This is a genomic window from Burkholderia sp. BCC1977, from assembly GCF_905339595.1.
Lineage (GTDB): Bacteria > Pseudomonadota > Gammaproteobacteria > Burkholderiales > Burkholderiaceae > Burkholderia.
Genome location: NZ_CAJPGQ010000006.1, coordinates 94,461 through 118,358 on the forward strand (window position 1 = coordinate 94,461; position 23,898 = coordinate 118,358).

Sequence of the window (23,898 nt, forward strand, 5' to 3'; positions counted from 1 at the left end):
GGATGAACGGTTATAGGGCGAAAGCGTCGTGGCGGGTTACGCGTTGGACGCCGGGCAGGACTTGGCTTCGCCGCCGGGCATCGGAATGAAGCCCGTGACTTCGAGGCCGTAGCCGGACATGCTGCCCAGCTTGCGCGGATTCGACAGCACCTGCATCTTGCCGACGCCGACATCGCGCAGGATCTGCGCGCCGATGCCGAACGTCTTGAAATCGACCGGCCGGCGCTTCAGCGCAGCGGCCTTTTCTTCCTCGTCGAACGCCTTGAAGACGTCGATCAGATGTTCCTTCGTGTCGCCGCAGTTGAGCAGCACGATCACGCCGAGGTCGCGTTCCGCGATGTCGCGCATCGCCGCGTCGAGCGTCCACGAGTGCGTCGAGATGCTCGTCTCGAGCAGGTCGAGGACCGACAGCGGCTCGTGCACGCGCACGGGCGTATCGACGTCGGGCGACGGCGTGCCGCGCACCAGCGCGATGTGCGGCGAGCCGCTCGGCTGGTCGCGGTACAACACCGCGCGGAACGTGCCGTGCGCGGTCTGCATCGTGCGCTCGGCGATCCGCTCGATGATCGATTCGGTGCGGCTGCGGTACTGGATCAGGTCGGCGATCGTGCCGATCTTCAGGCCGTGTTCCTTCGCGAACTCGAGCAGGTCGGGCAGGCGCGCCATCGTGCCGTCGTCCTTGATGACCTCGCAGATCACCGCGGCCGGCGTGAGCCCGGCGAGCGCGGTGAAGTCGCAGCCGGCCTCGGTGTGGCCGGCGCGCACGAGCACGCCGCCCGGCTGCGCCATGATCGGGAACACGTGGCCCGGCTGCACGATGTGCTCGGGACGGACGTCGTGCGCGACCGCCGTGGCGATCGTGTGCGCGCGATCGGCGGCCGAGATGCCGGTCGTCACGCCTTCGGCCGCTTCGATGCTGACCGTGAACGCGGTGCCGTACTGGGTGCCGTTGCGGTAGGTCATCAGCGGCAGGTGCAGCTGCTTGCAGCGTTCCTGCGTCAACGTCAGACAAATCAGGCCGCGGCCGTACCTGGCCATGAAGTTGATCGCTTCCGGCGTGACGAATTCGGCGGCGATCACGAGGTCGCCTTCGTTTTCGCGGTCTTCTTCGTCGACCAGGATCACCATCCGGCCGGCTTTCAACTCCGCGATGATGTCGAGCGTGGAGGCGAGCGTCATAAGGGGGCGAGAAAGAGGAAAGTGCGTATTTTACGCCAGCCTGACCGCGTTTCGGCTGGCACCGGCTGCGCGCGGCCGGCGAGCGCGCCGAAACGCGCTGCGACCGGCCTGCGAGGCAGGCCTGCGGCCCGCCCGGAGACGGGTGGCCGCAGGCCGGCATGGGCCCGGCCGTGCGTCACGCGTGCTCGTTGCGGCCGCCGAGGTAGTCGAGCTTGCCGAGTTCGACGCCGCTGTGACGCAGGATGTCGTACGCCGTCGTCACGTGGAAGAAGAAGTTGGGCAGCACGAAGTTCAGCAGGTACGACTGCCCGGTGAACTCGATCGGGCCGACGCGCATCTTGAGCACGATCTGGCGCGCTTCGCTGCCGTCGATCTGCGCGGCATCGAAGCCTTTCAGGTAGTCGATCGTCTTCTGGATGCGCGCATGGAGTTCGTCGAACGTCTGCTCGACGTCCGGGTAGCTCGGGATGTCGACGCCGGCGAGCCGCGCGGCGCAGCCCTTGGCCGTGTCGGTCGCGATGTAGACCTGGCGGACGAGCGGCAGCATGTCCGGATAGAGGCGTGCACCGATGAACACCGACGGGTCGATCTGCTTCTCGGCCGCATGCGCCTGCGCCTTGCCGAGGATGTGCTGCAGGTTGGTGAGGCCGCGGATCAGGACGGGCAGCGAAGCCTGGTACATCGAGATGGACATGGGGACGACTCCTGGATGAAAAGGGGGCAGCCGGAAGGCGGCGGCCGGTACACGGCGCACCGTGCGTCGCGGCGCCGAAACCGCTGCCGTTGCATCTTAGCGCGACGGGATGACCCGTGCGCGTCGTTGGCCATCCGGCCAGGTGTCGGGGCGAACCGCCGGCCGCCATTCCCTATCCAGGGGCGCAACCGCCCGATCAGTCCTGATGCACGCCCTGCGATGCCGACATCATCCGCTCCACGTACCGCGCGATCATGTCGATTTCGAGATTGACCTGGTCGCCGGCCTTCACGTGACGCAGCGTCGTGACCTCGACCGTATGCGGGATCAGGTTGATCGAGAATTCGCAGCCGTCGGCGCGATCGTCGACCGTGTTGACGGTCAGGCTCACGCCGTTGACCGTGATCGAGCCCTTGTACGCGAGATAGCGGCCGAGCGCGCGCGGCGCGACGATCCGCAGCTCGTGCGATTCGCCGACCGGCGCGAAGCGCGTCACGGTGCCGAGGCCGTCGACGTGGCCCGACACGATGTGCCCGCCGAGGCGGTCGTGCGCGCGCAGCGCCTTCTCGAGGTTCACTTCGCCGGGTTGCGCGAGGCCGACCGTGCGGTTCAGGCTTTCGCGCGATACGTCGACGTCGAATCCGGTGCCGGTCTTTTCGATCACCGTCATGCACGCGCCCTGGATCGCGATGCTGTCGCCGAGCGCGACATCGGCGAGGTCGAGCCCGCCGGCCTGCACGGTCAGCCGCACGCCGGCATCGGGCGACGCGCCGAGCGGGTTGATCGATTCGATGCGGCCGACGGCCGCGACAATTCCGGTAAACATCGTGACGGCTCCGTTCAATGAGGGGCGGGGGGCGGCGCGAGTCGCGCCAGGATCCGCAGATCGTCGCCGATCCGCTCGACGCTGTGGAACGCGAGCCGCGTGCGGGCGTCGAGGCTCGCCGGCGCCGCGAGGTCGAACATGCCGGCCGCGTCGCTGCCGAGCAGGCTCGGCGCGAGATAGACCAGCAGCTCGTCGACGCACTGCTCGCGCAGCAGCGAGCCGTTCAGCTTGTGGCCGGCCTCGACATGCAGCTCGTTGACGCCGCGCGCGCCGAGCGCCGCCAGCATCGCGGGCAGGTCGACCTTGCCGTGCGCGTTCGCGAGCGGCACGATTTCCGCGCCGCGCGACTTCAGCACGTTCGCGCGCACTTCGCCGGCGGCATCGAGCCGCCCGCAGAAGATCAGCAGCGGCGCGCCTTCGAGCAGGCGCGCATCGAGCGGCAGGTCGAGGCGGCTGTCGACCAGCACGCGCTGCGGCTGGCGCGGCGTGTCGATACCGCGCACGGTCAGCAGCGGGTTGTCCTGGCGCACGGTGCCGATCCCGGTGAGGATCGCGCACGCGCGCGCGCGCCATGCGTGGCCGTCGAGGCGCGCGGCCTCGCCGGTGATCCACTGGCTTTCGCCGGACGGCAGCGCGGTGCGAGCATCGAGCGACGCGGCCGTCTTCATCCGCACCCACGGACGGCCGCGCGTCATCCGCGACACGAAGCCGATGTTCAGTTCGCCCGCTTCGTTCGCGAGCAGCCCGCAGCGCACGTCGATGCCCGCGTCGCGCAGCATCCCGAGGCCGCGCCCCGACACCTGCGGATTCGGGTCTTCCATCGCCGCGACGACCTTTGCGACGCGCGCGTCGATCAGCGCGTTCGCGCACGGCGGCGTGCGGCCGAAGTGGCTGCACGGCTCGAGCGTCACGTACACGGTCGCGCCGGCGACGTCATGGCCGCGCGCGCGCGCGTCCTTCAGCGCCTGGACTTCCGCGTGGTCCTGGCCGGCCGGCTGCGTGAAGCCTTCGCCGATCACGTCGCCGTCCTTGACGATCACGCAGCCGACGCGCGGGTTCGGCGCGGTCGTATACATGCCGCGCGCCGCGAGCGTCAGCGCGCGCTGCATGTGGGCGAAATCGGTATCCGAGAACATGCGTGCGGACCCGGGTCAGGCGGCCAGCGCCGCGAATGCGCGGCGCGCGGCCGCGAGCGTCGCGTCGATCACCGCGTCGTCGTGCGTGCTCGACACGAAGCCGGCCTCGTAGGCGGACGGTGCGAAGTACACGCCTTCGTCGAGCATCAGGTGGAAGAAGCGGTTGAAGCGCCCGGTGTCGCTCTGCGTGACTTCCGCGAAGCTGGTCGGCACGCGCTCGGCGAAGTACAGGCCGAACATCGCGCCGATCGAGTCGGCCGCGAACGGCACGCCGGCCGCGCGCGCTTCGGCCGCGAGGCCGTCGGCGAGGCGCCTGGTTTGCGCGGTGAGCGCGTCGTAGAAGCCGGGCGCCTGGATCAGTTGCAGCGTCTTCAGGCCCGCGGCGACCGCGATCGGGTTGCCCGACAGCGTGCCGGCCTGGTACACGCCGCCGAGCGGCGCGAGGTGGGCCATGATGTCGCGGCGGCCGCCGAACGCGGCAGCCGGCATCCCGCCACCGATCACCTTGCCGAGGCAGGTGAGGTCGGCCGTGATCCCGTAGTACGCCTGCGCGCCGCCGAGCGCGACGCGGAAACCGCACATCACCTCGTCGAAGATCAGCACGGCGCCGTGCTTCGTGCACAGCGCACGCAGCGCGTTCAGGAATTCGGGCGTGCCGCGCACGAGGTTCATGTTGCCCGCGACGGGCTCGACGATCACCGCGGCGATCTCGTCGCCGAACGCGCCGAACGCTTCTTCCAGCGCGGCGACGTTGTTGTATTCGAGGACGGTCGTGTGCTTCGCGATGTCGGCGGGCACACCGGCCGACGTCGGGTTGCCGAACGTCAGCAGGCCCGAGCCGGCCTTGACCAGCAGGCTGTCCGCGTGGCCGTGGTAGCAGCCCTCGAACTTGACGATGCGGCTGCGGCCCGTGAAGCCGCGCGCGAGACGCAGCGCGCTCATCGTGGCCTCGGTGCCGCTCGACACCATCCGCACCTGCTCGATCGACGGCACGAGCTTGCAGATTTCCTCGGCGATCTCGATTTCCGCCTCGGTCGGCGCGCCGAACGAGAAGCCGTCGGCGAGCACGTTCTGCACGGCCGACAGCACTTCCGGGTGGACGTGGCCGACGATCATCGGCCCCCACGAGCCGATGTAGTCGATGTACTGCTTGCCGTCGGCATCCCAGAAGTACGGGCCCTGTGCGCGCGCGACGAAGCGCGGCGTGCCGCCGACCGAACGGAAGGCGCGCACCGGCGAGTTGACGCCGCCCGGAATGGTCTTCTGGGCGCGTTCGAAGAGGATCTGATTGTTGGACATGTGCGAAACCTGCGAGAGAAGGGCGCGGGGGCCTGGGCACGGGCCGCGGCGCCTGGGCGGAACGATCGTCTGATTGTACCGGAGACGCGCCTGGCGGGCCCGCGGCCGGGTCTGCGGCCTTTCGGCGCGTGGGGGATTGGCCGGCGCGATCGGCGCGCGGTCGATCCGGCCCGCTTCCGGCCCGCTTCCGGCCCGTTTATCGCGGCGGCTTGCGCTTGCCGGTCAGCTCGGCCCAGCGCTTCTCGAGCGGGCCCTCGACCATCGGCTTGATCGACGTGCCGGAGGACTGCGCGTCCCAGGTCTGCACCGAGTAGGGATGCACGCGCAGCGCGTCGCGCGGGATCACGACGTCCTGGTGGGCGTCGACCAGCCAGTCGTAGACGAAGTCGATGCACAGCCGGTAGCCGCGTTTGGTCGCCGGGTCGGGCACCTCGTAGGGCGCGCGCGTCACATAGCCCGAGCCGAACACGCCCTTCGGCTCCTTCGCGACGCGGTGCAGGAACACACGGTCGCCCGGCAGGATGCCGCGCGCGAAGCCGCAGCCCCACACGTCATGCACGGCCTCGCCGGCCTTCACGTGCGCGGCGACGTCGGGCAGCTCGGGCCACGGCCATTTCTTGGGGCTCCAGATCAGCAGGAAGGCGGTCATCGGTTCGGTGGTGCGTCGATTGGGTCAGACAAGAGAAGCGGGGAGCCGCAAGCTTAATCGAATCCGCGCGCGATCCCGTGCGACCTCGGCCGCACGGCGCGTTCCGGCCGTGCGCGGCACCCGGCCGGCGGCACGCGAAAAAGTTGCGCGTACAATCATGGACCTGAGCGCCGTCCGCGGCGCGGCCTCCCGTCTTCACCGCCACGCGCGCCCCGATGCGCGCGGGCCTCCATTCCGGATACCCATGTCCCACGTCGTCCGGCGCCGGCCCGATGCCCGGCTGATCCTGTTGCTCGGCGCGCTCGCCGCCTGCGGGCCGATTGCCACCGACATGTACCTGCCGAGCCTGCCGTCGATCGCCGCCGGCTTCTCGGTGAGTCCCGGCGCCGCGCAGCGCACGCTGACGAGCTTCATGGCCGGCTTCTCGGTCGGCATGCTGCTGTACGGTCCGCTGTCCGACACGTGGGGCCGCCGGCCGGTGCTGCTCGGCGGCATCGCGCTGTTCACGCTCGCGAGCATCGGCTGCTTCGTATCGAACTCGATCGACATGCTGATCGTCGTGCGCTTCCTGCAGGCGCTCGGCGCCGGCGCGGCGTCGGTGCTGTCGCGTGCGATCGCGCGCGATGCGCACGAGCCGACCGACGCGGCGAAGGTGCTGTCGATGGTCGCGATCGTCACCGCGGTCGGGCCGCTGCTCGCGCCGTTGATCGGCGGGCAGATCCTGCGCTTCTCGGGCTGGCGCGGCGTGTTCGTCGTGCTGGCGGTGTTCGGCGCGGTGTGCGCGGCGACCGCGTACCTGCGCGTGCCCGAAACCTGGCCGAAGGAGCGGCGCAAGAGCGCGGCCGTGCTCGCGTCGTTCGCGTCGTACGGGCGCATCCTGTCCGACCCCGTCGCGTGGGGGCACATGCTGTGCGGCGGGATGGCGTTCGCATCGATGTTCTCGTACATCACCGCGACACCGTTCGTGTACATCGAGTATTTCCACGTGTCTCCGCAGCACTACGGGCTGCTGTTCGGCCTGAACGTGGTCGGCATCATGATCGGCAACTTCACGAACACGCGGCTCGTCGGCCGCATCGGCTCGCTGCGCATCATCGCGGCCGCGTCGCTCGTGAGCTGCATCGCATCGCTCGCGGTCGCGCTCGTCGCGCTGACGGGGTGGGGCGGGCTGTGGTCGATCGTCGTGTGCCTGTTCTTCGTGGTCGGCGTGGTCGGGATCCTGTCCGCGAACTGCACGACCGACCTGATGCATCGCTATCCGCACAACGCGGGCGCGTCGGCGGCCGTGTTCGGCGCGATGCAGCTCGCGCTCGGCGCGATCGCGAGCGTCGCGATCGGTGCACTCGCGGACGGCACGCCGTTCGCGATGGGCGTGACGATCGGCGTCACCGGCGTGCTGTGTTTCGCCGGCCGCTACCTCGTGCTGCGCTGGCATGGCCGGCCGGTGAACGCCGGCGCCTGAGCCGACACGGCAGCGGCCGCGGCATGAAAAAACGCCACCGCGCGATGCGTCGGTGGCGTTTTTTTCGGGCGGGCGGAAAGCGGCAGCCGCCGTACCGTGTCGGGCATCAGTCCCGCGCGACGTCCTTCGCCGCCGGCGACGCGCCGTGGCTCAGCCAGTCGAGCACGTCGGCCGTTTCGTCGTCGTTGGCCCGTGCGCGGGCCTGTGCGACGGCTTCCGGCAGCTCGCCGTTGGTCGACGCGCGCCGGATCGCGACGCCGACCGCGAGGATGTCGATCATCAGCAGATGCAGGATCCGCGAGATCATCGACAACTGCGATTCGCGCATCTCGATGTGATCGGTCTCGAGCGCGACGGTCGCGCGCTTCGCGAGCGGCGTGTTGCTCGACGTGATCGCGATCACCTTCGCACCGGCCTGCATCGCGACCTCGAGCACGCGCAGCAGCTCCGGCGCGCGTCCCGACTTCGACACCGCGACGATCACGTCGCCCTTGCCGAGCAGCGCGGCCGATGCGGCCTGCATGTACAGGTCGCCGTACGCGATCGTCGGAATCCCGAAGCGGAAGAACTTGTAGTGCGCGTCCTGCGCGACGATGTTCGAGTTGCCGAGCCCGTAGAACTCGATGCGGCGCGCGCCGTTCAGGATCTCGATCGCGTTCTCGACGTGCTCGAAGTTCAGGTGTTCGCGCAGCTGCAGGATCGCGGACACCGTGTTGTCGAGCACCTTCGCGCCGAAGTCGGTGGCCGTGTCGCCGAGATGCACCTGGCTGTGGCTCATCGGAATCGTGCCGGTGAGGCCGGTCGCGAGCTTCAGCTTGAAGTCCGACAGCCCCTGGCAGCCGAGCGAGCGGCAGAAGCGGATCACGGTCGGCTGGCTCACGTCGGCCTTGCGCGCGATGTCGACGATCGGGTCGTTGATGATCGAGCGCGGATGGTTCAGCGCGAGATCGGCGACGCGACGCTCGGCCGGCGTCAGCGCGTCGCGCATCTGGCGGATCCGCTCGAATACGGCCGACGATGCACCGCCCGAACGGTTCGACAACTGCTCCGCGAGGATCGCCGACACCCCGAGGAACGCCGGATATTCGGCGGTGATCAGGTAGGTCGGGATGTTCTGGAGATATTGCGTGAACCGGCCCTTCGCCTCGAAGCGCGCGCGGAACGACGAGCGCGTGAACAGTTCGCCGAGCTTCAGCGCGACGCCGCCGCCGATATACACGCCGCCGAGCGCGCCGAGCGTCAGCGCGACGCTGCCCGCGAACGCGCCGAGAATCCCGCAGAAGCATTCGACCGTCTCGAGCGCGAGCGCGTCGCCCGCTTGCGCGCGCTCGACGATCTCGACCGTGTCGACGGTCGCGGCGACGCGCTTCTTGTCGCGCGCGGCGAGCGCACGATAGATGATCTCCATGCCGGGGCCGGCGCACACGCGCTCGAACGACACGTGCGGAAACTTCTTGCGCGCGTACTGCAGCACGAGATCCTCGCGCTCGTCCTGCGGCGCGAACGACGCGTGACCGCCTTCGCTGCCGAGCGCGATCCAGCGGTCGTCCGCCGGAATCAGGCCGGACACGCCGAGCCCGGTGCCGGGCCCGAGCAGCCCGATCACGCTGTTCTGGCGGCGCGTGCCGCCGCCGATCTGCACGCGCTGCGCGTCGGTCAGGCCGGGCAGCGCCATCGCGAGCGCGGTGAAGTCGTTGACGACGAGCAGCGTGTCGAAGCCGAGCGCGCGACGCGTCGCCTCGATCGAGAAGCTCCAGTCGTGATTGGTCATCGTGACCTGGTCGCCGTCGACCGGGTTCGCGATCGCGATCGCCGCGTGGTTCACGCGGCTGATCTTCACGTCCTTCAGATACTTGCGGATCGCGTCGGTGAGGGTCGGGTAATCGGCGCCGGGATAGACGCGGATCTGCGTGATCTCGCCGGGGCCGGTTTCCAGCGCGAAACGCGCGTTGGTGCCGCCGACGTCCGCGAGCAGGCGCGGGCCGTCGGCATGCTGGCCCGCGACGACCGCCTTACTTTGCGCACCAGTAGACATCGAGCTGGGTCCCCTTGTCGTTGGCCAGTTGGGAAATCGCGTTCTTCTGCAGCGTGGCGGCCGCGGCGTCGAGCACGTCGCGCTTGCGGCTGCCTGCGATCAACAGGAAGAGCCGCTCGACGCGCTTCAGCGCATCGAGCGAAAAGCTCACGCGTGCATGCGGCGCGGCGCCGGGATGCACGGCGACGAAGCGCTCGGGCGTCGCGATCGCGTGGTCCCATTCGGGCGCGTCCGCGAAGATCGACGCCGTGTGGCCGTCCTCGCCCATGCCGAGCACGGCGACGGTCGGCACGCGGTAGTCGGCGTTCGCGTTGAGCGCGGCGACGTGCGCGTCGAGCGCGGCGCGGGTGTCGACGAGCGGCAGGAAGCGGGCAGGGGCTGCCGCGTGCTGCAGCAGCGTGTCGCGCACGAGCTGCGCGTTGCTGGCCGCATCGTCCGCCGGCACCCAGCGGTCGTCGACCAGCGTGACGTCGACGCCGGCCCAGTCGAGCGCCGCGTGCGACAGTGTTTGCAGGAACGGGCGCGGGCTGGTGCCGCCGGACACCGCGAGCGTCGGGCGCGCGGGGCCGGCGAGCGCGGCGCGCAGCGCGTCGCCGACGGCGCGCGCGAGCGCTTCGCTTTGCGCTTCCTGGGTGTCGAAAGCGTGGATCTCGATCACATCTCCTCCGGACTGCTTTGTCTGTTCAATTCGTGCGAATCGTGGGGCACGTTGCCGCGCGCGGGTGCGCACGGCAACGGTTTGCATCAGTTTTCTTCTTCGAGCCAGCAGGTGCCGTGCTGCGCGAGCATCGCGCTCGCCGCGGCCGGCCCCCACGTGCCCGCCGCGTACGGCTTCGGCGGCTTCAGCGAGCGCGCCCATTCGTTCAGGATCGGCTCGACCCAGCGCCACGCGGCCTCCTGCTCGTCGCGACGCACGAAGAGGGCGAGGCGGCCGTTGATCACGTCGAGCAGCAGGCGCTGGTACGCCTCCATCTGCCCTTCCTTGAAGAACTGGTCGAACGCGAGGTCGAGGTGCACGCTCGCGAGGTTCATCCCTTCGCCGGGCTGCTTCGCGAGGCAGTACAGGCGAATCGTCTCGTTCGGCTGCAGCCGGATCACGAGGCGGTTCGAGCCGGCGCGCAGTGCGGTGGGCCCGAGCGCCGAGTGCGGCACCGGACGGAAGTTCACGACGATTTCCGCGACGCGGTCGGCCAGACGCTTGCCGGTGCGCAGGAAGAACGGCACGCCGGCCCAGCGCCAGTTCTCGATCTCGACCTTCAGCGCGACGAAGGTTTCGGTCGGGCTGTCGGGCTTCACGCCCGGCTCGGTGGCATAGGCCGGCACCTGCGCGCCCTTGATCACGCCCGCATGATACTGGCCGCGCACCGCGACCTTGCCGATGTCGCGCGGATCGACGGGCTTCAGCGCGCGCAGCACGCGCAGCTTCTCGTCGCGCACCGAGTCGGAATCCATCGAGTGCGGCGGTTCCATCGCGACGATCGACAGCAACTGCAGCAGGTGGTTCTGCACCATGTCGCGCAGCGCGCCCGTATTGTCGTAGAAATCGCCGCGCGCCTCGACGCCCAGCTCCTCGGCGATCGTGATCTGGATGCTCTCGACCCACTCACGGCGCCACAGCGGCTCGAACAGCGCATTGCCGAAGCGCAGCGCGAGCAGGTTCTGTACCGGTTCCTTCCCGAGGTAGTGGTCGATCCGGTAGATCTGGTCTTCCGCGAAGATCTCGCCGACCGCGTCGTTGATCGCGTTCGACGAGCGCAGGTCGTAGCCGAGCGGCTTCTCGAGCACGATGCGCGCGCCCTCGTTCAGGCCGACCGACGCGAGCGCCTTGCAGATCGGCACGAACAGCGACGGCCCCGTCGCGAGATAGAACACGCGGATGCCGGGCAGCTGCGCGACCGCATCGCGCAGCACGACGTAGTCCTCCGCACGGCCGAGGTCGAGCTTCACGTATTCGATGCGCTCGAGGAAGGACTTCCACGCGCTTTCGTCGAATGCCTTGCCGGCCGCCTTCACGGCGTGCGGCTTCACGTGCGTGTCGACCCACTCGAGATAGCCGGCCCGATCCGATTCGTGCCGCGCGACGGCAACGATCCGGCCGCTTTCCGCGAGCATGTTGCCGCGGTGCGCTTCGAACAGCGCGGGCAGGATCTTGCGCATCGACAGGTCGCCGGTGCCGCCGAAAAGTACGAAGGTAAAGCTGGAATCGGTATGCATGTGTCTCCGCCGGTTGGGGTGCTGGGAAGCGATCCGTAGTGCGATAAAAATATTTTTGACACTGAATTGTAGTTTAACTACAATCCGCCGCAAGGGGTAGCACCTGGGTGAAGAAAAAAAGAAGTGCGGTCGACGAACTGCGCGAGCTTCGCCTACGGGAACGCCTTGTGCCGAATGTTATCGGACATTGACGGTGCGCATCGTTCGCGCGCCGTCGCCCCGGGCTCGCGCCGCGGCATCGCGGCGGGCCAGAAACACAAAGAGGAGACACGCCGTTGAATCTCGATTCACGCTTTCTGTAAGAGCCCGGCCGGTCATCGGCCCCGTACGCTGCATGCGTCCCGCGGCTCGATTTCCCCGTCGTTATCAAGAAGCCGGTTCCCGGTCAGGGAACCTCACGAGTTGATTCAGTCTGGAGGAGATAAGTAATGAAAGTTCGCTCGATCATGGGCGCGCTCTGCGCCGCGGGTCTGATGGCTGGCGCCGTGGCGGCGCAGGCGGCCGAGAACGTAACGGTGCTGCACTGGTGGACCTCGGGCGGCGAGTCGAAGGCCGTCGGCGTGCTGAAGGACGACCTGCAGAAGCAGGGTTACGTGTGGAAGGACTTCGCGGTCGCGGGCGGCGCGGGCGCGGCGGCCATGACCGCGCTGAAGACCAAGGTGATCAGCGGCGACGCACCGTCGGCCGCGCAGATCAAGGGTCCGCTGATCCAGGACTGGGCCGACCAGGGCGTGCTCGTCAACATCGATTCCGCTGCCGGCGACTGGAAGCAGAACCTGCCGCCGGAAATCGACAAGATCATCAAGTACAAGGGCCATACCGTCGCCGCACCGTTCTCGGTGCACCGCGTGAACTGGCTCTATATCAACAAGGCCGCGCTCGACAAGGTCGGCGCGAAGGTGCCGACCACCTGGCCCGAATTCTTCGCGGTCGCCGACAAGCTGAAGGCCGCCGGCATCCAGCCGGTCGCGATGGGCGGCCAGCCGTGGCAGGACCTGACGCTGTGGGAAGACGTCGTGCTGTCGCAGGGCCCGGCGTTCTACAAGAAGGCGCTCGTCGATCTCGACCAGGCCACGCTGACGTCGCCGCAGATGCTGTCGGTGTTCGACACGGTCCGCAAGATCCAGGGCTACTTCGACACCGGCCGCAACGGCCGCGACTGGAACCTCGCGACCGCGATGGTGATCAACGGCAAGGCCGGCATGCAGTTCATGGGCGACTGGGCGAAGGGCGAGTTCGAGAACGCCGGCAAGAAGGCGGGCAAGGACTACATCTGCGCGGCGGTGCCGGGCACCGCGAACTCGTACACGTTCAACGTCGACTCGTTCGTGTTCTTCCAGCAGAAGGGCCAGAAGGACCCGACGCCGGGCCAGGTCGCACTCGCGAAGACGATCATGACGCCGGACTTCCAGGAGCAGTTCAGCCTGCTGAAGGGCTCGGTGCCCGTGCGCCTCGGCGTGAAGATGGACAAGTTCGACGATTGCGCGAAGAAGTCGTATGCCGACGAGCAGACCGCGATCAAGTCGGGCGGCTTCGTGCCGTCGCTCGCCCACGGCATGGCGCAGAGCGATGCAACGGCCGGTGCGATCACCGACGTCGTGACGAAGTTCATGAACTCGCAGCAGGATTCGAAGAGCGCGGTCGCCGCGCTCGCGAAAGCCGCGAAGGTGAAGTAAGGCGCGACCGGCGCCCGGCCGGAAAAGCATGATCGGCCGGGCGTTCTTGCATGTGCAGCAAACGGGCTCGCCCGCGGGCCCGCGCCGTACCCGGCGCCGGCCCCGCCTGCGTCACCCTCGTTCCAGGAGTCGAATCAAGTGGCTGCCCCTCTTAGCGGAAACGGATCCGGCGCTGCCGCCGCACGGCGCACGTCGCCGATGTCGGCCTTCGCCGATCGCTGGATTCCGAAGCTCGTGCTCGCGCCGAGCCTCGCGATCGCCGTGGTGTTCATCTACGGCTTCATCCTGATTACCGGCTATCTGTCGCTGACCAATTCGCGGCTGTTGCCGAACTACGAATTCGACGGCTTCGGCCGTTACTCGGACCTGTTCCAGAACGACGTGTGGTGGACCTCCGCCGCGAACCTCGGCTGGTTCGGGATTCCGTTCATCGCGATCTGCGTCGCGCTCGGGCTGTTCCTCGCGATCCTGCTCGACCAGCGGATCCGCAACGAAGGCGCGCTGCGCGCGATCTTCCTGTATCCGATGGCGCTGTCGTTCATCGTCACGGGCACGGCATGGCAGTGGATCCTGAACCCGGGCCTCGGCCTGGAGAAGGTGATGCACGACTGGGGCTGGACGAGCTTCTCGTTCGGCTGGCTCGACGATCCGGACAAGGCGATCTTCTGTATCGTGATCGCCGCCGTGTGGCAGTCGACCGGCTTCGTGATGGCGCTGTTCCTCGCCGGGTTGCGCGGCGTCGACGCCGAGATCTTCAAGGCCGCGCAGGTCGACGGCGCGACGCTGCCGACCATCTACCGCAAGATCGTGATCCCGAGCATGCGCCCGGTGTTCTTCTCGGTGCTGCTGATTCTCTGCCACATCACGATCAAGACCTTCGACCTGGTCGTCGCCCTGACGGCGGGCGGCCCCGGCACGTCGTCGTCGCTGCCGGCCATGTTCATGTACACGTTTTCGTTCAACCGCGGCCAGCTCGGGCTCGGCGCGGCGTCGTCGGTGATGATGCTCGCGACCGTGGTCGCGGTGCTGGTGCCGCTGATGTATATGGAATCGAGGAGCACCCGCAATGCAGCCTAAAGTGACGATCAGCCGGGCAGTGATCTATGCGGCGCTGATCCTGTTCGCGCTGTATTTCCTGTTCCCGATCTACGTGATGCTGTCGACGTCCTTCAAGGACCTCGACCAGTTGCGCACCGGCAACCTGCTGACACCGCCGACGCACTGGACCTTCGATCCGTGGGTGAAGGCGTGGAGCGGCGCGTGTACCGGCGTGCGCTGCGACGGCATGAAGCCGTTCTTCCTGAACTCGCTGCAGATGGTGATTCCGGCCGTGCTGATCTCGTCGCTGATCGGCGCGTTCAACGGCTACGTGCTCACGCACTGGCGCTTTCGCGGCGCGGATGCGCTGTTCACGATGATGCTGGTCGGCTGCTTCATCCCGTTCCAGGTGATCCTGCTGCCGATGGCGCGCCTGCAGGGGATGCTCGGCCTCGCCAACACGATTCCGGGCCTGGTGTTCGTGCACGTCGTGTATGGCATCGCGTTCACGACGATGTTCTTCCGCAACTTCTACGTGAGCGTGCCGGCCGAGCTGGTGAAGGCCGCGCGCATCGACGGCGCGGGCTTCTTCACGATCTTCACGAAGATCCTGCTGCCCGTGTCGCTGCCGATCTTCATGGTGTGCCTGATCTGGCAATTCACGCAGATCTGGAACGACTTCCTGTTCGGGATCGTGTTCTCCGGCGTCGATTCGATGCCGATCACGGTTGCGCTGAACAACCTCGTCAACACGTCGACCGGCGTGAAGGAGTACAACGTCGACATGGCCGGCGCGATCATCGCCGCGCTGCCGACGCTGCTCGTCTACGTGGTCGCCGGCCGCTACTTCGTGCGCGGGCTGACGGCGGGCGCGGTGAAGGGGTAAGCGCGGCTTCATCCGATACGACGAACCGGCCGCGCACGACGCGCGGCGCATCGAAACGAACCCGACGCGGCGCCGCAGTGCGCCGCGCGAGACGAGACAGAGGATTCACAGCATGGCAAGCCTTTCCATCCGTGACGTGTACAAGACCTACCCGAACGGGGTGCCGGTCCTGAAGGGTGTCGACATCGAGATCGAGGACGGACAGTTCCTGATCCTGGTCGGCGGGTCGGGCTGCGGGAAGTCGACGCTGCTCAACATGATCGCCGGTCTCGAGACCGTGACGAGCGGCGAGATCTGCATCGACGGCAAGGTCGTCAACGACCTGTCGCCGAAGGATCGCGACATCGCGATGGTGTTCCAGTCGTACGCGCTGTATCCGTCGATGACGGTGCGCGAGAACATCTCGTTCGGCCTGAACATCCGCAAGGTGCCGAAGAGCGAGCAGCAGCAGATCGTCGATCGCGTGTCGGCGATGCTGCAGATCCAGCATCTGCTCGACCGCAAGCCGGGCCAGCTGTCGGGCGGCCAGCGCCAGCGCGTCGCGATGGGCCGCGCACTGGCGCGCGATCCGTCGCTGTTCCTGTTCGACGAGCCGCTGTCGAACCTCGACGCGAAGCTGCGCATCGAGATGCGCGCGGAAATCAAGCTGCTGCACCAGCGCCTCGGCACGACGATCGTCTACGTGACGCACGATCAGATCGAGGCGATGACGCTCGGCGACCGGATCGCGGTGATGAAGGACGGCGTGGTCCAGCAGTTCGGCGCGCCGCAGGAAATCTACGATTCGCCGTCGAACCTGTTCGTCGCGGGCTTCATCGGCGCGCCGCCGATGAACTTCATCAACGGCAAGCTGGTCGAGCAGGGCAGCGGAATCGCGCTCGAGATCGACACGGGCCTCGCGCGCGGCGCGCTGAACCTGCCGTTCGATGCGAAGCGGATGAACGGCCACGTGGGCCGCGAGGTGATCCTGGGCTTGCGCCCGGAGCGCATCACCGATGTGCGCAACGCGCACCACGGCGAGACGTCGCAGCTGCAGCCGATCGACGTGCGCGTCGACGTGACGGAGCCGACCGGGCCGGACACGCACGTGTTCGCGCAAGTGAACGGCAAGCGGATCGTGAGCCGTGTGCATCCGGCCGCGAACCCGCAGCCGGGGCAGACGCAGTCGCTGCTGTTCGACGTGTCGAAGGCGGTGCTGTTCGATCCGGCGTCGGAAGAGCGGATCGCGTGAGGCGGCGTAGGCGCTGAATGAAGGAGAAGGGGCCGTCTCTGAACGGCCCCTGTTGTTTTGGCGCGCCGGCGATGCGCGGCGCGGCGGCACCGCGGCGCAGCGGCGTCAGTGCGGCAACCGCACGTCGAACTTGAACGTCGCGAGCCGTGCGACGAGGATGAAGCCGGTCGCGAGCAGCACGCTGTACACCGAGTCGAACTGCAGCCACGCGAGCAGCAGGTAGAACCAGCAGCCGACGAACGCGCAGGTCGCGTACGGCCGCGAATCGCGCAGGATCAGCGGGATGTCGTTGCACAGCACGTCGCGGATGATCCCGCCGACCACGCCGGTGATCACGCCCATCATCACCGCGATGAAGCGCGGCATCTCGGCATCGAGCGCGATCGCGGTGCCCGAGATGCTGAAGATGCCGAGCCCGATCGCGTCGGCCACCAGCAGCAGCCGCTCGGCCGACAGCCGCGACAGCATGCGCAGCACGAACGGCGCGAACAGCGCGAGCACGAAGATCGCGATCACGTAGTCGTCGTGCACGACCCAGTAGAACGGCCGGCGCTCGAGCAGGATGTCGCGCAGCGTGCCGCCGCCGAACGCGGTGGCGAGCGCGACGACGAACGTGCCGACCGAGTCGAGACGATTCTTGCGCGCCTCGATGAAACCCGAAATCGCGAAGGCCAGCGTCGCGATCGCCTCCAGTACCGCGATCGCGAGCGTCAGCCTAGGATGCGGCACGCGGCCCCCGATCGGCGGGCGCCGGCAGCGGCTGCAGCAGCACCAGCACCGCGCCCGCGCCGCCGTCGTGGCTGCGCGCCTCGCAGAATGCGATCACTTCTTCCTTCTGCACGAGCCACGCGCGCACCTTGCCCTTCAGCACGGGTTCCTTGCCGATCGAGCCGAGCCCCTTGCCGTGGATCACGCGCAGGCAGCGCAGCCCTTTCTTGCCGGCTTCGCGGATGAATTCGGCAAGCGCGTCGCGCGCTTCGTCGCGGCGCATCCCGTGCAGGTCGAGCTGCGCCTGCACGATCCACGCGCCGCTCCTCAGCTTGCGCACGACGTCGCGGCTGATGCCGGGACGGTGGTAGTACAGCGATTCGTCGCTGTCGAGCAGCGTCTCGGGATCGAATTCGTCGGACAGCGTCGCGTTCAGCACGTCTTCCTCGTCGCGCTGCGTCTGCTTCGGCACCGGATCGGGCGGCGTGCGGCCGGGTTTCGCGCGCGGCGGCGCATTCAGCGGCTGGATCGCGCCGATTTCGTTGCGGAACAGGTTCGCGTCGGCTTCCGCCTTGCGCTCGGCCTTTGCGGTTTCGACGCGGGTGCGCTCGCGGCGGTCGGCTTCGCCTTGCAGCGACTTGCGCAAGGCGCCGAGGCCGGCCAGGCCCTGGCCGCGCAACGCGGCGGCGTCGGGGGCGGGCGGCGGCGCCGCGGGCGCCGGGTTCGCGGGACGGGCGGCGATCTGCCGCTTTGCGGGATCGCTCGGATGAGGCTGGTTCTTCGCCATGATTCGGTTACCGGGCAGGCGCGTTCGGACGCGCGGGCACAAAAAAGCCGCTGCGCGGCGGCAGCGGCTTTCCGGTCAAGCCCGCTTCGCGGCAGCGGACGCCATTGTAGCGCCCGCCGCGCGAAGGCTTGGCGCTTACTTCTTGTCGTGCAGGCTTTCGAGGTAGCGCTGCGCGTCGAGCGCGGCCATGCAGCCCGTGCCGGCGCTCGTGATCGCCTGGCGGTACACGTTGTCCTGCACGTCGCCGGCGGCGAACACGCCCGGCACGCTGGTCGACGTCGCGTTGCCATGCAGGCCGCTCTGCGTCAGGATGTAGCCGTCCTTCATCTCGAGCTGGCCCTGGAACAGATCGGTGTTCGGCTTGTGGCCGATCGCAACGAACACGCCCTGCACGGTGAGGTCCTGCTTCTCGCCGGTCTTCACGTTCTTGATGCGCAGGCCCGTGACGCCCGAATCCTCGCCCGTCACTTCGTCGAGCACGTGATCCCACTTGATGTCGACGACGCCTTCCTTTTCCTTCTCCAGCAGGCGGTCGATCAGGATCGGCTCGGCGCGGAACTTGTCGCGGCGATGGATCACCGTGACCTTCTTCGCGATGCCCGTCAGGTAGAGCGCTTCCTCGACGGCCGTGTTGCCGCCGCCGATCACCGCGACTTCCTGGTTGCGATAGAAGAAGCCGTCGCAGGTCGCGCAGGCCGACACGCCCTTGCCCATGAACGCTTCCTCGGAAGCCAGGCCGAGATACTGCGCGGACGCGCCGGTCGCGATGATCAGCGAGTCGCACGTGTATTCACCCGAATCGCCGATCAGCCGGATCGGCTTTTCGTGCAGTTTCGCGGTGTGGATGTGGTCGAATACGATTTCGGTGTTGAAACGCTCGGCGTGCTCGAGGAAGCGCGCCATCAGTTCCGGGCCTTGCACGCCCTGTGCGTCCGCCGGCCAGTTTTCGACGTCGGTCGTGGTCATCAGCTGGCCGCCCTGCGCGATACCGGTGATCAGCACCGGGGACAGGTTGGCGCGTGCCGCGTAGACGGCAGCCGTGTAGCCGGCGGGGCCGGAACCGAGAATCAGGACTTTGGCGTGTTTGGGCGTGGACATGTGCGAATCCGTAAAAGGCGGCCGCGGCGGGCGGGGTAAGGCTCGCCGGACGGTCTGGGTTGACCGGGATGCCGTCATAGATGGGTATCAGACGCGCATTATAAAGGCCCCGTTGCTGCGCTGCCGAACGAGAGTTTCAATCGTCGCGATAGCGTTGCCCGGCGGCCGGCTCGCAGCGGCGGGGCGGGCAGGGCAGGTAGGGCAGGTAGGGCAGGTAGGGCGGGCGGGGCGCGGCCGCCCGTGGCGGCGGATTGCCGCTGGCGGGCGCCAGGGGGCCGCCCGGCGGTACGAATCACGTGCGCGGCGCCCGCTTCAGGCACCCCGGCCCTGTTATGTAACCGTCATTTACACTTGACGCCCCGGTGCAGCGTTTACAATAAGCGGGATCGAACGACAGGCGGGCGCGCGGCCCGTCCTCTTTATACGGATTCATGGCAAAAGCTCCTTATTCCGCCCAGGCACAGGCGTTGCCGCACCGGATGTCGAAGCTCCTCACGGAGATCCGCTGGATTCTCCAGGTCGCGCTCTGCGCTTTTCTGGTGATGGCCCTGTTGAGCTACAGCCGGCGCGATCCGAGCTGGACGCACGCCGCGCAGGTGGACCACATCTCGAACTGGGCCGGCCGCGTCGGCGCGTGGACGGCCGACATCATCCTGCTGCTGTTCGGCCTGTCGGCCTACTGGCTGATCGTGCCGCTCGGGCGGCGCATCGCGGTCAACTACCGGCGCATCACGCGTCACGAGGCGGTCGCGGACGAACCCGAGCGGCCGATCGGCTGGCTCACCGAGATCTTCGCGTTCGTGCTCGTCGTGCTCGCGTGCGACGGCATCGAGGCGCTGCGGATGTGGTCGCTGAAGGTGCAGCTGCCGCGCGCGCCGGGCGGCGTGATCGGCGAGGCCGTGGCGGGCGCGATGTCGCACGCGTTCGGCTTCACCGGCGGCACGCTGCTGCTCCTGATCGCGCTCGCGATCGGCCTGTCGCTGTATTTCCGCTTCTCATGGCTGTCGGTCGCCGAACGCGTCGGCGGCGCGATCCTGTCCGCCGTCAACGTCGCGAAGCTGCGCCGCGAGGCCGAGCGCGACCGCAAGCTCGGCGAGGCCGCGGCCGTGCGCCGTGAAGGCAAGGTCGAAGAGGAGCGCGTGCGCATCGAGGATCACGAGCCCGTGACGATCGTGCCGCCGGTCGTCACGCCGGCGAAGTCCGAGCGCGTCGAGCGCGAGCGCCAGGTGCCGTTGTTCACCGACCTGCCGGGCGATTCGACGCTGCCGCCGGTGTCGCTGCTCGATCCCGCGCCGAAGACGCAGGAAGCGATTTCCGCCGATACGCTCGAATTCACGTCGCGCCTGATCGAGAAGAAATTGAAGGACTTCGGCGTCGAGGCGAGCGTCGTCGCCGCGTATCCGGGCCCGGTCGTCACGCGCTACGAGATCGAGCCGGCCACCGGCGTGAAGGGCAGCCAGATCGTCAACCTCGCGAAGGATCTCGCGCGATCGCTGTCGCTCGTGTCGATCCGCGTGGTCGAGACGATCCCCGGCAAGAACTACATGGCGCTCGAGCTGCCGAACCAGCGCCGCCAGACGGTCCACCTGTCCGAGATCATCGGCTCGGAAGTCTATGCGGCCGCGTCGTCGGCGCTGACCTTGAGCCTCGGCAAGGACATCGGCGGCAAGCCGGTGTGCGCGGATCTCGCGAAGATGCCGCACCTGCTGGTCGCCGGCACGACCGGTTCCGGCAAGTCGGTCGGGATCAATGCAATGATCCTGTCGCTGCTGTACAAGGCCACCGCCGAGCAGGTGCGCCTGATCCTGATCGATCCGAAGATGCTCGAAATGAGCGTCTACGAAGGCATTCCGCACCTGCTGTGCCCGGTCGTCACCGACATGCGCCAGGCCGGCCATGCGCTGAACTGGACGGTCGCGGAGATGGAGCGCCGCTACAAGCTGATGAGCAAGCTCGGCGTGCGCAACCTGGCCGGCTACAACAACAAGATCGACGACGCGGCGAAGCGCGAGGAAAAGATCCCGAATCCGTTCAGCCTGACGCCGGACGATCCTGAACCGCTCGGCCGCCTGCCGAACATCGTCGTCGTGATCGACGAGCTGGCCGACCTGATGATGGTCGTCGGCAAGAAGGTCGAGGAACTGATCGCGCGGATCGCGCAGAAGGCGCGCGCGGCCGGCATCCACCTGATCCTCGCGACGCAGCGTCCGTCGGTCGACGTGATTACCGGCCTGATCAAGGCGAACGTGCCGACGCGGATCGCGTTCCAGGTGTCGTCGAAGATCGACTCGCGCACGATTCTCGACCAGATGGGTGCCGAATCGCTGCTCGGGATGGGCGACATGCTGTACCTGCCGCCGGGCAGCGGGCTGCCGGTGCGCGTGCACGGCGCGTTCGTCGCCGACGACGAAGTGCATCGCGTCGTCGAGAAGCTCAAGGAGCACGGCGAGCCGAACTACGTCGAAGGGCTGCTCGAGGGCGGCACCGCCGACGGCGACGAGGGTTCGGCCGGCGCGGGAACCGGCGAAGGCGGCGGCGAGTCTGATCCGCTGTACGACCAGGCGGTCGAGATCGTCATCAAGAACCGCCGCGCGTCGATTTCGCTCGTGCAGCGTCATCTGCGGATCGGCTATAACCGCGCGGCGCGGCTGCTCGAACAGATGGAACAGTCGGGGCTCGTGTCGGCGATGTCGTCGAGCGGCAACCGCGAAATTCTTGTGCCGGCGCGCGACGCGGAATGAGTCCGCGGCGCCCGCGGCGCCGGCCACCCAGGGAGAAAACCGCATCATGCAGCAACTTTCGTTCGTCCCTTCCCTTCGTTCGACGCGGCGCTGGCTCGGCGCGGCGTTCGCCGGCGCATCGCTGATGCTCGCGGCGACGCACGCGTTCGCGGGCGGCACCGAACAGCTGAAGGCCTTCGTGTCGCAGGTGCGTTCGGCGAAAGGCGATTTCACGCAGCAGATCGTCAAGGCGCCGGCCAAGGGCGCGAGCGCCGTGCAGGCTGCGCCGAAGCCGAACGACAATTCGAGCGGCACGTTCGTGTTCTCGCGTCCGGGCAAGTTCATCTGGACGTACCAGAAGCCGTACCAGCAGGTGCTGCAGGCCGACGGCGACAAGCTCTACGTGTACGACCGCGACCTGAACCAGGTCACCGAGCGCAAGCTGAACGGCGCGCTGGGTGCGAGCCCGGCCGCGATCCTGTTCGGCAGCAACGATCTCGACAAGAACTACACGCTGCGCGATGCCGGCGAGAAGGGCGGCATCGAGTGGCTCGAGATGCTGCCGAAGGCGCAGGACACGCAGTTCCAGCGGATCGGCATCGGCTTCCGCAACGGCACGCTCGCCGCGATGGAACTGCACGACGTGTTCGGCAACGTCACGCTGCTCACCTTCACGAACATCCAGACGAACCCGCCGCTGAAGAGCGATACGTTCAAGTTCGTCGTGCCGAAGGGCGCGGACGTGATCACCGGCTGACCGGCGCCGCGCCGTTTTCCCGCACGGGCCTGCCGGTAACGGCAGGCCCGTGTTGTTTCCGGGCGCGGGCACCGGGCGCGGGCACCGGGCGCGGCGGCGCAGTCGTGCGGCTGTCATAATGTCGGGTCCGGCGGCCGGTTCGGCCGCCATCGTTTGATCTGGAGCGAGGGTTCATGTCCGACCTGTTTCAAGTCGAGCCGCGCCGGCCGCTCGCCGAGGCGCTGCGGCCGAAGACGCTCGCCGAGGTGATCGGCCAGACGCATCTGCTGGGCGAAGGCAAGCCGCTGCGGCTCGCGTTCGAATCCGGCAAGCCGCATTCGATGATCCTTTGGGGGCCGCCCGGTGTCGGCAAGACGACGCTCGCGCGCCTCACCGCGCTCGCGTTCGACTGCGAGTTCATCGCGCTGTCCGCGGTGCTCGGTGGCGTGAAGGACATCCGCGAGTCGATGGAGCAGGCGAAGGACACGCTGAACCGCACCGGCCGCCACACGATCCTGTTCGTCGACGAAATCCACCGCTTCAACAAGGGGCAGCAGGATGCGTTGCTGCCGTTCGTCGAGTCGGGGCTCGTGACCTTCATCGGCGCGACGACCGAGAACCCGAGCTTCGAAGTCAACTCGGCGCTGTTGTCGCGGGCGCAGGTGTACGTGCTGCAGTCGCTGAACGACGACGAGATGCGTCTGCTGCTCAAGCGCGCGCAGGAAATCGCGCTAGACGGCCTCGCGTTCGACGACAAGGCGATCGATACGCTCATCGGTTACGCCGACGGCGACGCGCGGCGCTTCCTGAACCTGCTCGAGCAGGCGCAGACGGCCGCGGCGTCCGCCAGGGTCACGACCATCGATGCCGATTTCGTCAGCAGCGCGATGACGCTGAACGCGCGGCGCTTCGACAAGGGCGGCGACAATTTCTACGACCAGATCTCGGCGCTGCACAAGTCGGTGCGCGGTTCGAGCCCGGACGGTGCGCTGTACTGGTTCTGCCGGATGATCGACGGCGGCGCGGATCCGAAATATCTCGCGCGGCGGATCGTGCGGATGGCGTGGGAAGACATCGGCCTCGCCGATCCGCGTGCGTTGCAGGTAGCGAACGACGCGGCCGAGACCTACGAGCGGCTCGGCTCGCCGGAGGGCGAGCTGGCGCTCGGGCAGGCGGTGATCTATCTCGCGTGCGCGGCGAAGAGCAACGCGGGCTACAACGCGTTCAACCAGGCGATGGCGTTCGTGAAGCAGGACAAGTCGCGCGAGGTGCCCGTGCATCTGCGCAATGCGCCGACCAAGCTGATGAAGGAACTCGGCTACGGCCACGCGTATCGCTACGCGCACGACGAGCCGAACGCCTATGCGGCCGGCGAGACGTACCTGCCGGAAGGGATGCGCGAGCCGCGCTGGTACAAGCCGGTGCCGCGCGGGCTCGAAGCGAAAATCGCCGACAAGCTCGCGTGGCTGCGCGAGCTCGACCGCGAGGCCGGCAAGAAGGACTGACCGGCCGCGCGCGGCCAGG

Annotated in this window: 20 protein-coding genes; 8 read left to right on the forward strand and 12 right to left on the reverse strand. The window is 67.9% G+C overall.

Annotation, left to right across the window (positions count from 1 at the left end; translation table 11 throughout):
- Nucleotides 1-36: 36 nt before the first annotated feature.
- The 6 genes from ribBA to U5771_RS07650 form a co-directional block, all read right to left on the reverse strand.
- Nucleotides 37-1,179, reverse strand: a complete 1,143-nt coding sequence (gene ribBA, locus U5771_RS07625; RefSeq protein WP_322023404.1) for a bifunctional 3,4-dihydroxy-2-butanone-4-phosphate synthase/GTP cyclohydrolase II — start codon at nucleotides 1,177-1,179, stop codon at nucleotides 37-39.
- Nucleotides 1,180-1,354: 175 nt separating this feature from the next.
- A complete protein-coding gene (locus U5771_RS07630; protein ID WP_322023405.1) occupies nucleotides 1,355-1,873 on the reverse strand; it encodes a DUF1993 domain-containing protein in 519 nt (172 codons plus the stop codon).
- Nucleotides 1,874-2,069: 196 nt separating this feature from the next.
- Nucleotides 2,070-2,699 carry a riboflavin synthase gene (locus tag U5771_RS07635; RefSeq protein ID WP_322023406.1) on the reverse strand — a complete coding sequence of 210 codons (630 nt, stop codon included), beginning with the start codon at nucleotides 2,697-2,699 and terminating at the stop codon, nucleotides 2,070-2,072.
- 14 nt (nucleotides 2,700-2,713) lie between these two features.
- Nucleotides 2,714-3,835 (reverse strand): bifunctional diaminohydroxyphosphoribosylaminopyrimidine deaminase/5-amino-6-(5-phosphoribosylamino)uracil reductase RibD, encoded by a 1,122-nt coding sequence (gene ribD, locus U5771_RS07640; RefSeq protein ID WP_322023407.1) that lies wholly within the window; start codon nucleotides 3,833-3,835, stop codon nucleotides 2,714-2,716.
- Nucleotides 3,836-3,850: 15 nt separating this feature from the next.
- Entirely contained in the window at nucleotides 3,851-5,134 is a 1,284-nt protein-coding gene (hemL, locus tag U5771_RS07645) for a glutamate-1-semialdehyde 2,1-aminomutase (protein WP_322023408.1), read from the reverse strand.
- 196 nt (nucleotides 5,135-5,330) lie between these two features.
- Nucleotides 5,331-5,783 carry a hypothetical protein gene (locus tag U5771_RS07650; protein WP_322023409.1) on the reverse strand — a complete coding sequence of 151 codons (453 nt, stop codon included), beginning with the start codon at nucleotides 5,781-5,783 and terminating at the stop codon, nucleotides 5,331-5,333.
- Nucleotides 5,784-6,027: 244 nt separating this feature from the next.
- Here U5771_RS07650 and U5771_RS07655 point away from each other — a divergent pair, with 244 nt between their 5' ends.
- Nucleotides 6,028-7,245 carry a Bcr/CflA family multidrug efflux MFS transporter gene (locus U5771_RS07655; protein WP_322023410.1) on the forward strand — a complete coding sequence of 406 codons (1,218 nt, stop codon included), beginning with the start codon at nucleotides 6,028-6,030 and terminating at the stop codon, nucleotides 7,243-7,245.
- Nucleotides 7,246-7,351: 106 nt separating this feature from the next.
- Here the strand turns inward: U5771_RS07655 and U5771_RS07660 are convergent, their stop codons facing one another.
- The 3 genes from U5771_RS07660 to zwf all read right to left on the reverse strand — a co-directional run bounded on the left by U5771_RS07660 (nucleotide 7,352) and on the right by zwf (nucleotide 11,494).
- Nucleotides 7,352-9,280 carry a bifunctional transcriptional regulator/glucokinase gene (locus U5771_RS07660; RefSeq protein ID WP_322023411.1) on the reverse strand — a complete coding sequence of 643 codons (1,929 nt, stop codon included), beginning with the start codon at nucleotides 9,278-9,280 and terminating at the stop codon, nucleotides 7,352-7,354.
- The gene (gene pgl / locus U5771_RS07665) at nucleotides 9,258-9,938 is read right to left on the reverse strand and encodes a 6-phosphogluconolactonase (RefSeq protein ID WP_322023412.1); all 681 of its coding nucleotides are present in this window, start codon (nucleotides 9,936-9,938) and stop codon (nucleotides 9,258-9,260) included. The genes U5771_RS07660 and pgl overlap by 23 nt, the downstream gene beginning before the upstream one ends.
- Nucleotides 9,939-10,024: 86 nt before the next feature.
- Entirely contained in the window at nucleotides 10,025-11,494 is a 1,470-nt protein-coding gene (gene zwf / locus U5771_RS07670) for a glucose-6-phosphate dehydrogenase (RefSeq protein WP_322023413.1), read from the reverse strand.
- Nucleotides 11,495-11,922: 428 nt separating this feature from the next.
- Here zwf and U5771_RS07675 point away from each other — a divergent pair, with 428 nt between their 5' ends.
- The 4 genes from U5771_RS07675 (at nucleotide 11,923) to U5771_RS07690 (ending at nucleotide 16,325) form a co-directional block, all read left to right on the forward strand.
- A complete protein-coding gene (locus tag U5771_RS07675) occupies nucleotides 11,923-13,170 on the forward strand; it encodes an ABC transporter substrate-binding protein (RefSeq protein WP_322023414.1) in 1,248 nt (415 codons plus the stop codon).
- Between the two features lie 138 nt (nucleotides 13,171-13,308).
- On the forward strand, nucleotides 13,309-14,247 hold the full coding sequence (locus tag U5771_RS07680; RefSeq protein ID WP_124487779.1) for a carbohydrate ABC transporter permease: 939 nt from the start codon (nucleotides 13,309-13,311) through the stop codon (nucleotides 14,245-14,247).
- Nucleotides 14,237-15,094, forward strand: coding sequence for a carbohydrate ABC transporter permease (locus U5771_RS07685; protein WP_044846210.1), 858 nt, complete (start codon nucleotides 14,237-14,239; stop codon nucleotides 15,092-15,094). Before U5771_RS07680 ends, U5771_RS07685 begins: the two co-directional genes overlap by 11 nt.
- A 112-nt stretch (nucleotides 15,095-15,206) precedes the next feature.
- On the forward strand, nucleotides 15,207-16,325 hold the full coding sequence (locus U5771_RS07690) for a sn-glycerol-3-phosphate ABC transporter ATP-binding protein UgpC (RefSeq protein WP_322023415.1): 1,119 nt from the start codon (nucleotides 15,207-15,209) through the stop codon (nucleotides 16,323-16,325).
- A 105-nt stretch (nucleotides 16,326-16,430) separates the two neighbouring features.
- Here U5771_RS07690 and U5771_RS07695 read toward each other — a convergent pair whose 3' ends face one another.
- The 3 genes from U5771_RS07695 to trxB all read right to left on the reverse strand — a co-directional run bounded on the left by U5771_RS07695 (nucleotide 16,431) and on the right by trxB (nucleotide 18,918).
- Complete coding sequence (locus tag U5771_RS07695) at nucleotides 16,431-17,054, reverse strand: trimeric intracellular cation channel family protein (protein WP_044846208.1); 624 nt, start codon at nucleotides 17,052-17,054, stop codon at nucleotides 16,431-16,433.
- Nucleotides 17,041-17,820: a Smr/MutS family protein gene (locus tag U5771_RS07700; RefSeq protein ID WP_322023416.1), complete on the reverse strand. Its 780-nt coding sequence runs from the start codon at nucleotides 17,818-17,820 to the stop codon at nucleotides 17,041-17,043. Before U5771_RS07700 ends, U5771_RS07695 begins: the two co-directional genes overlap by 14 nt.
- Nucleotides 17,821-17,955: 135 nt before the next feature.
- Nucleotides 17,956-18,918 (reverse strand): thioredoxin-disulfide reductase, encoded by a 963-nt coding sequence (gene trxB / locus U5771_RS07705; protein ID WP_322023417.1) that lies wholly within the window; start codon nucleotides 18,916-18,918, stop codon nucleotides 17,956-17,958.
- A 431-nt stretch (nucleotides 18,919-19,349) separates the two neighbouring features.
- Here trxB and U5771_RS07710 point away from each other — a divergent pair, with 431 nt between their 5' ends.
- The 3 genes from U5771_RS07710 (at nucleotide 19,350) to U5771_RS07720 (ending at nucleotide 23,879) form a co-directional block, all read left to right on the forward strand.
- A complete protein-coding gene (locus U5771_RS07710; protein WP_322023418.1) occupies nucleotides 19,350-21,659 on the forward strand; it encodes a DNA translocase FtsK in 2,310 nt (769 codons plus the stop codon).
- A gap of 46 nt (nucleotides 21,660-21,705) precedes the next feature.
- Nucleotides 21,706-22,395: an outer membrane lipoprotein chaperone LolA gene (gene lolA / locus U5771_RS07715; protein WP_322023419.1), complete on the forward strand. Its 690-nt coding sequence runs from the start codon at nucleotides 21,706-21,708 to the stop codon at nucleotides 22,393-22,395.
- Between the two features lie 173 nt (nucleotides 22,396-22,568).
- Complete coding sequence (locus tag U5771_RS07720) at nucleotides 22,569-23,879, forward strand: replication-associated recombination protein A (protein WP_322023420.1); 1,311 nt, start codon at nucleotides 22,569-22,571, stop codon at nucleotides 23,877-23,879.
- The last annotated feature ends 19 nt before the right edge of the window (nucleotides 23,880-23,898 follow it).

What these genes read in the sequence shown, in the direction of transcription:
- ribBA (WP_322023404.1), bottom strand. Translation starts at nt 1,179, where the DNA reads ATGACGCTCGCCTCCACGCTCGACATCATCGCGGAGTTGAAAGCCGGC.
- U5771_RS07630 (WP_322023405.1), bottom strand. Translation starts at nt 1,873, where the DNA reads ATGTCCATCTCGATGTACCAGGCTTCGCTGCCCGTCCTGATCCGCGGC.
- U5771_RS07635 (WP_322023406.1), bottom strand. Translation starts at nt 2,699, where the DNA reads ATGTTTACCGGAATTGTCGCGGCCGTCGGCCGCATCGAATCGATCAAC.
- ribD (WP_322023407.1), bottom strand. Translation starts at nt 3,835, where the DNA reads ATGTTCTCGGATACCGATTTCGCCCACATGCAGCGCGCGCTGACGCTC.
- hemL (WP_322023408.1), bottom strand. Translation starts at nt 5,134, where the DNA reads ATGTCCAACAATCAGATCCTCTTCGAACGCGCCCAGAAGACCATTCCG.
- U5771_RS07650 (WP_322023409.1), bottom strand. Translation starts at nt 5,783, where the DNA reads ATGACCGCCTTCCTGCTGATCTGGAGCCCCAAGAAATGGCCGTGGCCC.
- U5771_RS07655 (WP_322023410.1), top strand. Translation starts at nt 6,028, where the DNA reads ATGTCCCACGTCGTCCGGCGCCGGCCCGATGCCCGGCTGATCCTGTTG.
- U5771_RS07660 (WP_322023411.1), bottom strand. Translation starts at nt 9,280, where the DNA reads ATGTCTACTGGTGCGCAAAGTAAGGCGGTCGTCGCGGGCCAGCATGCC.
- zwf (WP_322023413.1), bottom strand. Translation starts at nt 11,494, where the DNA reads ATGCATACCGATTCCAGCTTTACCTTCGTACTTTTCGGCGGCACCGGC.
- U5771_RS07675 (WP_322023414.1), top strand. Translation starts at nt 11,923, where the DNA reads ATGAAAGTTCGCTCGATCATGGGCGCGCTCTGCGCCGCGGGTCTGATG.
- U5771_RS07685 (WP_044846210.1), top strand. Translation starts at nt 14,237, where the DNA reads ATGCAGCCTAAAGTGACGATCAGCCGGGCAGTGATCTATGCGGCGCTG.
- U5771_RS07690 (WP_322023415.1), top strand. Translation starts at nt 15,207, where the DNA reads ATGGCAAGCCTTTCCATCCGTGACGTGTACAAGACCTACCCGAACGGG.
- U5771_RS07700 (WP_322023416.1), bottom strand. Translation starts at nt 17,820, where the DNA reads ATGGCGAAGAACCAGCCTCATCCGAGCGATCCCGCAAAGCGGCAGATC.
- trxB (WP_322023417.1), bottom strand. Translation starts at nt 18,918, where the DNA reads ATGTCCACGCCCAAACACGCCAAAGTCCTGATTCTCGGTTCCGGCCCC.
- U5771_RS07710 (WP_322023418.1), top strand. Translation starts at nt 19,350, where the DNA reads ATGGCAAAAGCTCCTTATTCCGCCCAGGCACAGGCGTTGCCGCACCGG.
- lolA (WP_322023419.1), top strand. Translation starts at nt 21,706, where the DNA reads ATGCAGCAACTTTCGTTCGTCCCTTCCCTTCGTTCGACGCGGCGCTGG.
- U5771_RS07720 (WP_322023420.1), top strand. Translation starts at nt 22,569, where the DNA reads ATGTCCGACCTGTTTCAAGTCGAGCCGCGCCGGCCGCTCGCCGAGGCG.